This window comes from Sphingomonas gei, from assembly GCF_004792685.1.
Taxonomy (GTDB): domain Bacteria; phylum Pseudomonadota; class Alphaproteobacteria; order Sphingomonadales; family Sphingomonadaceae; genus Sphingomonas; species Sphingomonas gei.
The window spans coordinates 751,979-764,848 of sequence record NZ_SRXT01000001.1 but is presented as its reverse complement, the minus strand read 5'-3'; the positions used below and the strand labels follow the sequence as shown (position 1 = coordinate 764,848).

8 protein-coding genes are annotated in these 12,870 nt (G+C 68.6%); all 8 read left to right on the top strand.

The annotated features are described in order from the left end of the window. Window positions 1-95 precede the first annotated feature (95 nt). The 8 genes from E5A73_RS03420 to E5A73_RS03385 all read left to right on the top strand — a co-directional run bounded on the left by E5A73_RS03420 (window position 96) and on the right by E5A73_RS03385 (window position 12,855). Window positions 96-3,551: an acyl-[ACP]--phospholipid O-acyltransferase gene (locus E5A73_RS03420; protein ID WP_240699990.1), complete on the top strand. Its 3,456-nt coding sequence runs from the start codon at window positions 96-98 to the stop codon at window positions 3,549-3,551. A gap of 91 nt (window positions 3,552-3,642) precedes the next feature. Then, window positions 3,643-4,875 (top strand): hydroxymethylglutaryl-CoA reductase, encoded by a 1,233-nt coding sequence (locus E5A73_RS03415; protein WP_206366364.1) that lies wholly within the window; start codon window positions 3,643-3,645, stop codon window positions 4,873-4,875. After that, the gene (locus tag E5A73_RS03410) at window positions 4,872-5,798 is read left to right on the top strand and encodes a UbiA family prenyltransferase (RefSeq protein WP_135962358.1); all 927 of its coding nucleotides are present in this window, start codon (window positions 4,872-4,874) and stop codon (window positions 5,796-5,798) included. Before E5A73_RS03415 ends, E5A73_RS03410 begins: the two co-directional genes overlap by 4 nt. Next, the gene (locus E5A73_RS03405) at window positions 5,795-8,215 is read left to right on the top strand and encodes a PEP/pyruvate-binding domain-containing protein (protein WP_168355786.1); all 2,421 of its coding nucleotides are present in this window, start codon (window positions 5,795-5,797) and stop codon (window positions 8,213-8,215) included. The genes E5A73_RS03410 and E5A73_RS03405 overlap by 4 nt, the downstream gene beginning before the upstream one ends. Further along, entirely contained in the window at window positions 8,212-9,303 is a 1,092-nt protein-coding gene (locus E5A73_RS03400) for a BtaA family protein (protein ID WP_135962356.1), read from the top strand. Before E5A73_RS03405 ends, E5A73_RS03400 begins: the two co-directional genes overlap by 4 nt. Then, a complete protein-coding gene (locus E5A73_RS03395) occupies window positions 9,300-10,601 on the top strand; it encodes a diacylglycerol/polyprenol kinase family protein (protein ID WP_135962355.1) in 1,302 nt (433 codons plus the stop codon). Before E5A73_RS03400 ends, E5A73_RS03395 begins: the two co-directional genes overlap by 4 nt. Then, entirely contained in the window at window positions 10,598-11,437 is an 840-nt protein-coding gene (locus E5A73_RS03390; protein ID WP_135962354.1) for a hypothetical protein, read from the top strand. Before E5A73_RS03395 ends, E5A73_RS03390 begins: the two co-directional genes overlap by 4 nt. Then, window positions 11,434-12,855 (top strand): AMP-binding protein, encoded by a 1,422-nt coding sequence (locus tag E5A73_RS03385; protein ID WP_135962353.1) that lies wholly within the window; start codon window positions 11,434-11,436, stop codon window positions 12,853-12,855. Before E5A73_RS03390 ends, E5A73_RS03385 begins: the two co-directional genes overlap by 4 nt. Window positions 12,856-12,870 lie beyond the last annotated feature (15 nt).

Genomic DNA, 12,870 nt, shown 5'->3' with positions numbered 1-12,870 from the left:
CACGGCGAGATCACCTTTTCGCTAATCCCTCCGGGTGTCGTTGACCGATAGGTCACAAATCGACTCTAACGTCCGGCGACATTCCGGGGGTTTCGATGTCCGCACCTGATTTCTCGCTGCTTTCGAAACGTCGCTTCGGGCCGTTGTTCGTCGTCCAGTTCCTCGGGGCGTTCAACGACAACGCGCTCAAATATGCGATGCTGTTCCTCGTCAACTTCACGCTGTACGCGAGCGATCCGGGCCGCTCGGCGATGCTGGCGGCGATCGCCACCGGCGTGTTCTTCGTCCCTTATTTCCTGTTCTCCGCGCTCGCCGGGCAGATCGCCGACGCGTGGGACAAAGCGAAGCTGATGCGCGTCATCAAGGCGGCCGAAGTCGTGTTCATGGGGGTGGGGCTTGCCGGGCTGTCGCTGCAGTCGGTGCCGCTGCTGCTTCTGGCGCTGTTCCTGATGGGCTGTCATTCGACGATCTTCGGCCCGGTCAAATATTCGATCCTGCCCCAGCATCTCGGGCCCCATGAGATCATGGGCGGCACCGGCTTGATCGAGGCGGGCACCTTTCTCGCGATCCTCGGCGGCCAATTGCTGCCGAGCTTCGTCCCGCCATGGGAGGCGGGGCTGATCGCGACCTTGCTCTCCGTGGGCGGACTGATCGCGAGCCTGTTCGTTCCGCCGGCACCACCGGCCAGCCCGGGGCTGCGCGTCGATCCCAATCCGCTGCGCTCGACGTGGCAGGTGCTCAAGACCGCGCATGACGGCCGCGACGTCTGGCTGTGCATCCTCGGGATCAGCTGGTTCTTCGCGGTCGGCGCGGTGCTGCTCAACGATTTCGCGCCGTTGGTGTCCGACACGCTGGGCGCCGGCCAGCCCGTGGTCACCTTGTTCCTTTTGGTCTTCTCGGTCGCGATCGCGATCGGATCGATCGCCGTCAACAAATTGCTCAAGGGGCAGGTTTCCGCGCGCTTCGTTCCCGCCGCCGCTTTGCTGATGGCGGCGGCGATGATCGATCTGTGGCTGGCGACGCGCGGCTATGTGATCACGGTGCGCGGCGCCGGCATAGGCGGTTTCGTCCAGTCGCCAGGCAGCTGGCGGGTGCTGGCGGACCTCGCGGTGCTGGCATTCTCCGGCGGCATGTTCATCGTGCCGCTCTACGCATTGCTCCAGACCAACAGCCCCGTCGCCGAGCGCTCGCGGATCATCGCCGCGAACAATATCGTCAATGCGATCGTCGCAGTGGTGGTGATGGTGATCGTCGCGGGCATGGCGGCGAGCGGTGTCTCGGTCCCCGCGGTGATTGCGCTGATGGGGTTCTCGACGCTGGCAGTGGCTTTGGTGTCGTGCTGGCTGCTGCCCGAGACGCTGATCAAGCGGCTGATCCGCACGGCATTGCAATTGCTCTACCGAGTCGAGGTCCATGGCGGCGAGAACATGCCGCAGCCCGGCGAACGCGCAGTGGTGGTGGTCAACCACGTCTCGTGGCTTGACGGGCTCCTGCTCGCAGTGTTCCTGCCCGGCAAGCCGGTATTCGCGGTCCATACCGCGGTGATGGCGAGCTGGTGGATCAAGCCCGCGCTCAAGCTGTTCCGCGCCTTCCCGGTCGATCCGACCAATCCGATGTCGACCAAGGCGATGGTAAAGGCCGTCAAGGCGGGCAACACGCTGGTGATCTTTCCCGAGGGCCGGATCACCGTCACCGGCGCGCTGATGAAGGTATTCGACGGGCCGGGCATGGTCGCCGACAAGGCCGATGCGCCGATCATCCCGGTGCGCATCGATGGTGCGCAATATTCGTCCTTCTCAAAGCTTCGCGGCAAGGTCCGCGTGCGGATGTTCCCGAAGGTCACGCTGACCGTATTGCCGCCGCGCCGCTTCGCGATCACCGGGACGATGCCCGCGCGCCAGCGCCGCGCGATCGCCGGGCGGCGGCTCTATGACGAGATGAGCGCGATGATCTTCGCGACGTCGAACACCGGTAGGACCCTGTTCCAGGCGTTGCTCGACGCCAAGGACGTGCATGGCGGCGGCACCAAGGTGGTCGAGGACGTCAAGCGCGAGCCGATGAGCTACAAGAAGCTCGTGATCGGCAGCATGGCGCTCGGCCGCGCGTTCGATCCGGTCACGCGGCAGGGCGAGGCGGTCGGCGTGCTGCTTCCCAACGTCGCAGGCGTGATCGCCACCTTCTTCGCGCTGCAGCGGATCGGGCGGGTGCCGGCGATGCTCAACTATACCGCGGGGCTCGCCAATCTGAAGGCGGCGTGCCTGGCGGCGGAGGTGGGCACGATCGTCACTGCGCGCGCCTTCGTCACCCAGGGCAAGCTCGAGCCGATCGTCGAGGGGCTCGAAAGCGAGGGGCGGCGGATCGTCTATCTGGAGGATTTGGCGGCCGGGATCGGCGGCATCGCCAAGCTGCGCGCATTGGTCGCGGCACGCTGGGCCGGGCGGCTCCACCGGCGCCGCGGCGTTTCACCAGATAGCCCTGCCGTGATCCTGTTCACCAGCGGCAGCGAGGGACTGCCCAAGGGGGTGGTGCTCACCCATCGCAACCTGCTGAGCAATTGCCAGCAGCTCTCGGCGCGGATCGATTTCAATTCGTCGGATCTCGTGCTCAACGCGCTGCCGGTGTTCCACAGCTTCGGGCTGACCGGCGGCACCCTGCTGCCGATCCTGAGCGGGATCCGCACCTTCCTCTACCCGAACCCGCTCCATTACCGGATCGTCCCTGCGCTCGCCTACGACGCCAATGCGACGATCCTGTTCGGCACCGATACCTTCCTCGCCGGCTATGCCCGGATGGGGCACAGCTACGATTTCTATTCGGTGCGCTACGTCTTCGCCGGGGCCGAGCGCGTCCGCGACGAGACGCGCAAGCTGTGGGGCGAGAAGTTCGGCGTGCGCATCTTCGAAGGCTATGGCGCGACCGAGGCGTCGCCCGTGATCGCAGTCAACACCCCGATGCATTTCCAGGCGGGCAGCGTCGGCCGGCTGCTGCCGGGGGTCGAGGCGCGGGTCGATCCGGTGCCCGGCATCGCCGAGGGCGGCAAGCTGTCGATCCGTGGGCCGAACATCATGGCGGGCTATATGAAGGCCGATGCGCCGGGCATTCTCCAGCCGCCGCACGAGGGCTGGCACGATACCGGCGACATCGTCACGATCGACGCGCAGGAGTTCGTCACGATCCGCGGCCGCGCCAAGCGCTTCGCCAAGATCGGCGGCGAGATGGTCTCGCTGCCCGCAGTCGAAGGCTATGCCGCGGCGGTGTGGCCCGAGGACGATCATGCCGTCGTCACGCGCGCCGACCCGCGCAAGGGCGAGCAACTGGTGCTGTTCACTACACGCAAGGACGCGAAGGCCGGCGCGCTCCAGGCCTGGGGCAAGGCCAATGGCGTCGCCGAACTCGCGATCCCGCGCGATATCCGCGTCCTCGATGCGCTGCCGGTGCTCGGCACGGGCAAGCTCGATTACGTCACGATGACGGCGATGGCGGGCGAGCGCGCGCCGGCGCGGCCGGCGGGCACCGGCCCCGACCTGTTCGATCTGGTCCCGGCGCAGTGACCCCTTCCATGCACCTCGCATCCATATACACTCGCTAGAGGCCGGCGCGGGGAATCGGGGGATCGTCATTTTTTCCGAACGAATACTTCGCGTGCTCGAACGTCTCGGCGGCGTGTCGGCGGCTACTGCGGTTCGCGCCCGGCTCGCGCCGCGCACCGAGCCGGCCCCGCCGCGCTTCCGCGTCGAGCGCGAGGCCGACGCAGGTCGGATCGCGGCGTGGTGGGAGAGCCGCGATCCGGCCGGCCGCGACCAGCTTGCCGATCCGCACACCATCGCCACGCTGCCGGCCTATGCCGCCAATATCGAGAACATGATCGGCACGGTGAAGCTGCCGGTCGGCGTGGTCGGGCCGCTTCGCGTGAACGGGCTCCACGCGCAGGGCGACTATCTCGTCCCGCTGGCGACCACCGAGGCGGCACTCGTCGCGTCCTATGCCCGTGGCGCCCACCTGATCACCCGCGCAGGCGGCGCTTCGGCGGCGATGCTTTCCGAGGGCGTGCTGCGCTCGCCGGCGTTCCTGTTCGCCGACATGGTCGAGGCGGGAACCTTCGTCGGCTGGGCGGCCGCCAATGCCGGACGCCTGCGCGTGGCGGCGGAGGCGACGACGCGCCACGGCAAGCTCGAGGCGATCGATCCGTTCATCGACAACGACACGGTGTTCCTCGTCTGCCGCTACACCACCGGCGATGCGGCGGGGCAAAACATGGTGACGATCGCCACCGACGCCTTGTGCCGCGCAGTGCTCGAAGGCTGTCCGGTCCAGCCGCGCGCCTGGTTCATCGAAGGCAATTTCTCGGGCGACAAGAAAGCGAGCTATCTCGGGCTGATCACCGGGCGCGGGCGCAAGGTCTCCGCCAGCGTGTTGATCCCCGAGGCACTGGTCCGGCGCTGCCTGCACGTCGGCGTGGATCGGATGCTCGATTATGCCCGCGTCGCCCAATTGGGCGCGATGCTGTCGGGGCAGATCGGCGCGCAGGGGCATTATGCCAATGGGCTCGCGGCTTTCTACATCGCGACGGGACAGGATGCCGCGTGCGTCGCCGAATCGGCAGTGGGGTTCACGCGGATGGAGCGCCGCGACGATGGGCTGTTCATGTCGGTGACCTTGCCCAACCTGCTGGTCGGCTCGGTCGGCGGCGGGACCGGGCTGCCGGCACAGCGCGCGGCGCTCGAGCTGATGGGGCTGGCGGGCACCGGCAAGGCGGCGGCGCTTGCCGAAGTGGTCGCGAGCCTGTGCCTCGCCGGCGAGATCTCGATCATGGCGGCGATCGCCGCGGGCGACTTCACCCGCGCGCATCACAGCCTGGCGCGGACGCGGACATGAGCGAAGCCGGACTGGGCGTGCTCGCCCGGCTCAACCTCTATCAGCGCGAGCGCTTTCCGCTGATGCGGACCAGCCTGCTCGTGCTGATCTTTTCCGCCGCCAGCGTCAGCGTCTCGGCGCATCTCGCCGGGCGCCCGCCGGCGCCGTGGTTCCATTATGCCGCGGCGTTCGTGGTGACCCTGTCTTTCTTCTTCCAGCTGCGCGTGCTCGACGAGATCAAGGATGGCGACGATGACCGCCGCTATCGCCCCGAGCGCCCGATCCCGCGCGGGCTGGTGACCTTGCGGCTGATCGTCGGGCTCGGGCTGGCGACGGTGCCGGTGGCGATCGCAGCGTGCTGGGCAGTCGATCCGCGGCTGCTGGTGCTGCTGGGGATCGTGTGGGGCTGGATGCTGCTGATGGCGTTCGAGTTCTTCGCGCCTGCGTGGCTGCGGCGGCGGCCGTTCGTCTATATGGCGTCGCACATGCTGATCATGCCGGCGATCGACTTGCTGGTGACCGGCTTCGAATGGCTTCCCCGCGGACCCGCGCCGGGCGGACTCGTGCTGTTCCTGCTGCTGAGCTTCGCCAATGGCTGCGTGCTGGAAATCGGCCGCAAGCTCTGGGCGCGCGAGAACGAGCGCCACGGCGTCGAGACCTATAGCGCGCTGCTCGGCCCGGCGCGGGCGGCGGGGTTGTGGATCGGCTTCGTCCTCGTCGCGCTGGCGCTGCTCGGCGGCGTCGGCTTCGCGACCGGCGCGCCGCTGGCGACCGGGGCGGTCGGGGCGGTGGCGGCGTGGTTCACCATCCGGGCGGGGCTGCGCTACCGCGCACAGCCGAGCCCCGCGCGGCAGGCAGCGGCCGATACCGCCGCGGGTCTATGGGTGTTCGCCTGCTACGCCGCGGCGGGGCTGGCGCCGTTTGCAGGGATGCTGACGCGATGATCGTGGCAATGCACGAAGCGGCGGGGACGCCAGCGGCGGGGGGCAAGGCGCGCGCGCTCGGGCGGCTGGTGTCCGAGGGTTTCGACGTGCCGCGTTTCTTCGTGGCGACCGATACCCCGGATGAAGCCGAACTCGACACTGCATTGGCCGAGCTGGGCGAGGGCCCGTTCGCAGTGCGCTCCTCGGGCGTGCAGGAGGACGGCGTGGCGCACAGCCATGCCGGCCAGTTCGAATCGATCCTCAACGTCGCGCGCGGCGATGTCGCCGATGCGATCGCGCGGGTGTTCGCTTCGGACGAGGCGCAGGGCGTCGCGGCCTATCGCGCCGAACGCGGGCTGGCGGGCGGGGAGCGCCCCGCTGCGATCGTCCAGGTGATGGTGCCCGCGGCGTTTGCCGGGGTCGCCTTCTCGGCCGATCCGGTCAGCGGGCGCCGCGACCGCATCATCGTGTCGGCCACCGAGGGGCTCGGGGACCGTCTCGTCGCCGGCGAGATCGACGGCGCAACCTGGTGGATCGACGCCGCGAATGGCGACGTGATCGAAAGCTCGGGCGACGTCGCGCTGACCCTCGATCAGATCGCCGCAGTGACGGCGCTGGTCCGGCGGGTGGAGCAGGCGTTCGGCTGCGCGCAGGATATCGAATGGGCCTTTGCCGAGGGGCGGCTCCACTTGCTCCAGGCCCGGCCGATCACCTCGCCGCTGCGCGATGCGCCGATCGACGATCCCGGGCTCGCGGTATTCGACAATTCGAACATCGTAGAGAGCTATCCCGGCATCGTCTCGCCGCTGACCTTCTCGTTCGCCAGCTATGCCTATGCCCGCGTGTACATGGCGTTCGTCGCCTTGCTGGGCGTGTCGCAGGAGACGGTGCGCCAGAACCGCACGGTGTTCGAGAACATGCTCGTCCGGGTCAATGGTCGAGTCTATTACAATCTCGGCAATTGGTATCGTGCGCTCGCTCTGCTGCCAGGATACGCGCTCAACCGGCGCTATATGGAAACGATGATGGGGGTCGGCGCGCCCTTGCCCGACGCAGTGATGGCCGGGATCGGCGGCGCTCCTGCGCATGGCCTCGGAAAGGTGCGCGAATATCTGCGCATCGCCGGCGTGGCGCTGGGGCTGGTGCGCGCGGCGTGGAAGCTCCCGCGCACGGCGCGCGACTTCCGGGCGCGTCTCGACCGTGCGCTCGCCGCGACCACGCCCGAGCGGCTGCGGACGATGCCGCTGACGGCGCTGGCGGCCGAATATCGCCGGATCGAAAGCGACCTGCTCGATCGCTGGGACGCGCCGATCGTCAACGACTTCCTGTGCATGATCGCGTTCGGCGCGTCGCGGCGGATGCTCGAGAAATGGCTCGGCGCCGACGGGCTCGAGATTCAGAACGACGTGCTGATCGGGCAGGGCGACATCATCTCGGCGCGCCCGGCGCAGATGATCCGCGCGATGGGGGGCATTGCCGCTGCCGACCCGGCGCTGACCGCAGCGCTGGAGCGCGACGACCGCGCCGCGATCGCCGCCAGCGCGCTCGCCGAGCCGATCGCCGCCTATATCGCCGAATTCGGCGACCGTTGCACCGAAGAGCTCAAGCTCGAAAGCGTCACGCTCGACGAGGACCCGCGCTCGCTCCACGCAGCGATCGGTGCGGCCGCTTATAGCCGGTCGCCGGCGCCGGTGCGCAATGCCGATCCGCTGGCGCGGCTCGATGCGGCGCTGCGCGGCAAGCCCGTCAAGCGGCGGCTAGCGCGCGTGATGCTCCGTTGGGCAAAGGCGCGCGTCCGCGACCGCGAGAATCTTCGCTACGAACGCACGCGGATCTTCGGCCGGGCACGGCGGCTGCTGCTCGCCGTCGGGCGGCAGTTCCACGCGCATGGGCTGATCGCGGACCCGCGCGACATATTCCTGCTGACCATTCACGAAGTGCTCGGGACGATCGAAGGCTTTGCCACCAGTGGCAACCTGGCCGGGCTTGCCGAGGTGCGCCGCGCCGAGATGGCAAGGGCGGCGGCGAGCCACGACCCGCACGAGCGCATTCTGGTTCAGGGCGCGGCGTTCACCGCGACGCATATCGGCACCGTTCCGATCGCCGCTGAGCAAGGCAGCGAGCGGCGCGGCACCGGCTGCTCGGCCGGGCGCGTAACCGCGGTCGCGCGTGTGGTTCGCGACCCGCGCACCCAGCATATCGCGTCGGGCGAGATCCTCGTCGCGCGGCACACTGATCCGGGCTGGATCGCGCTCTTCGCCAGCGCCTCGGCGATCGTCGTCGAGCGCGGCAGCCTGCTCTCGCATTCGGCGATCGTCGCGCGCGAACTCGGCATTCCGTGCGTCGTCGGGCTGAGCAATGCGACGCAGTGGATCGAGGATGGCGAGACGATCGAAGTCGACGGTGCGAGCGGGCTCGTGCGGCGAAACGCGGCATGAGCACCGAGATCACCGGCAAGGCGGCATTCGAAGCGATCCGCTACGCCCAATTGTGGGAAGATGCCGACATCCTGTGCCAGGCGATCGGGCAGCGCCCCGGCGGGACCCTGGTGTCGATCGGATCGGCCGGCGACAATGCGCTGGCGATGCTGCTGTGCGACCCGGCGCAGGTGGTGGCCGTCGATCTTTCGGCGGCACAGGTCGCCTGCGTGCGGCTGCGCATCGCGGCCTGGCCATTGCTCAGCCATCCGGAACTGCTCGAACTGCTCGGGTTCAGCCGGTCGGATCGGCGCGGGGCGTTGCTCGATCGCGTGCTGGCGGCGTGCGATCCGGTGACTGCGGGATTCTGGACGCCGTTGCGCGATCAAGTCGTGCGCTACGGGGCGGGTGCGATCGGCAAGTTCGAGCGCTATTTCCGCATTTTCCGCAAATATCTGCTGCCGCTCGTCCATTCGCGTCGCACGATCGACGCGATCTTCGAGCCGCGCAGCGAAGTCGAGCGCGCGACATTCCTTGCGCGGTGGAACAACCGGCGCTGGCGCTGGCTGCTCAAGGGCTTCTTCTCGCGTACGGCAATGGGCGCGCTGGGCCGCGACCCGGCATTTTTCGATCATGTCGAAGGCAGCGCGTCGGATCACGTCGCGCGGCGCATCGAACATGCGTTCGTCGCCAACGACCCGGTCGCCAACCCGTATTTGCGCTGGATCATGACCGGCAATCACGGCCCGGTCCTGCCGCTTGCGTTCCGCCCCGAGCACCACGCTACGATCGCCGCGCGCATTGACCGGCTCATTGTCGTAGAAGGGACGATCGAGGATATGGCCGCAGGCGGGCTCCAAGCCGATGGCTGGAACCTCTCCGACATCTTCGAATATATGTCGCCCGCGGCGTTCGAAGAGACCTATGCCGGGATCCTCGCCGCCTCCAGGCCTGGCGCGCGGCTGGTCTATTGGAACATGATGGTCCCGCGCAGTGCGCCCGCGTGCTTTGCCGACCGGATCGTCCCCAGACCTGATATTGCAGCGCCGCTCGGCGCGCGCGACAAGGCCTTCTTCTACAGCCGCTTCGTCGTCGAGGATGTGCGGTGAGCATCGCGCTTTCGCTTGCGATCCTCGCGGCTTCGCTCGCCGCTTTGATGGGCATGATCGCGCTGGTGCGGAAGCTCGGCCAGCGGTTCGGCTGGAGCGCGGAAGTCCAGCGCAAATCGGTGCATGTCGCGATCGGGATCTATGCGCTCGCATTGCCCTTGCTGTTCGACGCACGCTGGCCGGTCGTAGTGCTGCTGCTCGTCGCGCTCGGGCTGATGTTGTTCCTGCGCACGCCCGCCTCGCGCGCCGCGGGGCTTGGCGCGGCGATCCACTCGGTCGAGCGCAAGTCGGCCGGCGACATCTGGCTCGCGCTCGCGATCGGCTTCGTCTTCCTCCACGCCGGAAGCAGCTATATTCTCTATGCGCTGCCGATCGCGGTGATCGCCCTCTCGGATGCCGCTGCGGCACTGACCGGCAGCAGCTATGGCCGCAGGCGTTTCGCAGTCGAGGACGGCGTCAAGAGCTGGGAGGGGGTGATCGCCTTCTTCGCCGTCACCTGGATCCTGGCAATGGTGATGCTGTTGCTGCTCACCGATGTCCCGCGGCCCAACGTCGTCGTGCTGGGCGTGACGATCGCCGCGTTCGGAGCCGTGGTGGAAGCCGTATCGTGGCGCGGGCTCGACAATCTGTTCGTACCGGTCTGCGTGCATTTCTTCCTCGCCGGCTATCTCGGTGCGTCCCCGACGGTGCTGATCGGACTGGCCGCGATCTTCTTCGCGAGCATGCTGGCGATCGCATTGCTGACACCGCGGCTGGGGCTGAGCGTTCACGCCAGCCGCGCCTTCGTGATCGCGATCTTCTTCTTCATCGGCGTCGGCGGGCTCTACGGCACCGTGCTGCCGCTGCTGGTAATCGCGGCGCACCTGGTTGCGCGGCGTCGCCGGCCGTGCCGCAGTCCGCACGGCGACCTCGACTTCATCGCGACGCTCTGCGCCACGGGGCTGATCTGGTATTTCGTTGGGGAGAGCGTCGGACCGACGGCGATCAACCTGTACAATCTCGGGCTGGCCGGCGTCCTGCTAGGCTATCTGCTGATTGCCGCGCAATGCGAGTGGCGTTGGACCATGCCGGCATTCGCGATCGTGCTCGGCCTCTATCTGGCACTCGTCGCAGTCGGACCGGCATATGCGCGTTGGGTGATATGGCTGCCCTGGATCGCGGCGGGATCGCTCGCCCTGGTCGCCGTTGCGCTGCTGGCGCGACGTGGCTGGACCGAGCGGTGGCGCGCCCCGCGGCTGGCGGCGCTTGCCAGCGTCGTGCCGATGACGGCCTATCTTGCACAGGCGGTGACTCGATGAGCGAATTCGATATTGCGATCCCGGGTGCGCGCTGCCGCGTCTGGCCCGACGGTCCGCTGTGGGGCGGCACCATCGCGGGCGCGATCGGCAAGCTGCACTTCGACGATGCTGCGTCGGGGGAGGCGGTTCTGCGCCTTGCCTGCGAGCGACTGTTTTCCGGCGGCCGCAAGGCGGTCCTCGCCCCGATGGACGGCGACACCTGGCACAGCTACCGCGCGGTCACCGAGAGCGACGGTTCGCCTGGCTTTGCTCTCGAGCCGGTGTCCGGGCCGCATGACGTGGCGGCGCTCCGGGCGGCGGGCTTCGAAGGCGTGAGCGAGTACGTCTCCGCTCGGGCGCCGGTGCCTTTGGTGGCGAGCGACTCTCCCAAAGTGCCGGGGGTACAGGTGCAGGGCTGGGACGGGCAGGGCGCCGAGGCATTGCTCGACCGGCTGTTCGAGCTTGCCGGCGGCGCCTTTGCCGACAAATTGTTCTTCAAGCCGATCGAGCGCGACGATTTCCTCGCTCTGTATCGGCCGCTGCTCGCGATGATCGACCCGCGGCTGGTGCTGTTCGCGTTCGATGGCAGCGGCGAAATGGCCGGGTTTCTGTTCGGACTGCCCGATGTCGCGCAAGGAAGCGCGCCCGATACGGCGATCCTCAAGACCTATGCCAGCCGCAAGCCCGGGGTCGGGCATTTGTTGGCGCACAGCTTCCACGAGCGGGCGCGCGAGCTTGGCTATGCGCACGTCGTCCACGCGCTGATGCATGTCGACAATGTCTCGCGCGAACGCAGCGCGCGGCACGCGGGCTCGGTGTTTCGCCGCTACGGCTTGTTCGGCCGCCGCGCCGAATGAACATCCTCGAAGCGTTTGCCGCGCAGGTTGCGGCCCATCCGGAGCGCATCGCGATCGTCGATGCGCACGGCCGCCCGACCAGCTACGCGGCGCTCGACGCACGCGCCGCGGCACTGGCGGCGGCGTGGCATCGCCAGGGCCTGCGGTCGGGCGACCGCGTGCTGCTGGCGCTGCCGTTGAACGCCGACCTCTACGCTGCGCTGGCGGCGCTGTGGCGGATCGGCGCGGCGGCGATATTGCCCGAACCGGCGCTGGGGCTGTTCGGATTGCGCCATGCCGTGGCGGCGGCGGCGCCGCGGGCGGTGCTCGCATCGGGGCTCTATCGCTTGTTGCCGCTGCTGGTGCCGGCGCTGCGGCGCGTGCCGTTGCGGCTGCGCTTGCAGGCGGCCGGCGGCACGCATCCGATTGCCGATCGGGATCCGGACGCGCCGGCGCTGATTTCCTTCACCAGCGGCTCGACCGGCGCGCCCAAGGCGATCGTGCGGAGCCACGGCTTCCTGCGGGCGCAGGATCGCGCCGTCGCCCCGCTGATCGCCACCGGGGGCAGGGCCGAGATCGACCTCGTCGCGTTCCCCGTCTTCGTCGTCGCCAATCTTGGGCAGGGGATAACGTCGGTCCTCCCCAATTGGCCGCTTCGCGTACCGGGGCGCGCAAAGGGGGCGGCGATCGCGGCGCATGCCGAGCGGCATGGAGTCACGCGATTGTTGCTGAGCCCGGCCATCGCCGAGGCCTTGGCGTCGACCCGGTTGCCCAGAGGCGCGCATACGCTGTTCATCGGGGGCGGCCCGGTGTTCCCCGACCTGATCGCGCAAGTCCGGGCGCGAGTGCCGACGATCCGGATGGTCTCGGTCTACGGCTCCACCGAGGCCGAGCCGATCGCGCATTGCGATGCCGACGACGTCACCGACGACGATTGGACCAGAATGCGCACGGGCGGGGGACTCCTCGCCGGGCGACCGGCGGAAGCCGCGCGCGTTCGGATCCTGCGCGACGAGATCGTGGTCGCCGGCGGCCATGTCGTCTCGGGCTATCTCGACTCCGCGCAGGATCCGTCGACCAAGAGTCAGGATGCCGACGGGACGATCTGGCATCGCACCGGTGACGCGGGCCGGTTCGATGAGCAGGGCCGGCTCTGGCTGCGCGGGCGGCTGGATGCGCGCGCCGGCGGGCTTTGGCCCTTCGAGGTCGAGGCGCCCGCTCGGCTCTGGCAAGGCGTACGCCGCGCGGCGTTGGCCGAGCTGGCAGGCGAAGCGGTTCTCGCTATCGAAGGCGACCCGGCGATGCGCGCGACCTGGGCTGCAGCGGGTCAGGCGCTCGGCGTCGCGCGGATCGTGCCGATACCTGCCATGCCGATGGATCGACGCCACGGTTCCAAGATCGACCAGCAAGCGCTCCGCCGGCTTCTCCGACAGCGATGACCCGGTCACCGCTGC

Coding starts and splice junctions, on each gene's coding strand:
- E5A73_RS03420 (WP_240699990.1), top strand. CDS start 96: ATGTCCGCACCTGATTTCTCGCTGCTTTCGAAACGTCGCTTCGGGCCG.
- E5A73_RS03410 (WP_135962358.1), top strand. CDS start 4,872: ATGAGCGAAGCCGGACTGGGCGTGCTCGCCCGGCTCAACCTCTATCAG.
- E5A73_RS03405 (WP_168355786.1), top strand. CDS start 5,795: ATGATCGTGGCAATGCACGAAGCGGCGGGGACGCCAGCGGCGGGGGGC.
- E5A73_RS03400 (WP_135962356.1), top strand. CDS start 8,212: ATGAGCACCGAGATCACCGGCAAGGCGGCATTCGAAGCGATCCGCTAC.
- E5A73_RS03390 (WP_135962354.1), top strand. CDS start 10,598: ATGAGCGAATTCGATATTGCGATCCCGGGTGCGCGCTGCCGCGTCTGG.
- E5A73_RS03385 (WP_135962353.1), top strand. CDS start 11,434: ATGAACATCCTCGAAGCGTTTGCCGCGCAGGTTGCGGCCCATCCGGAG.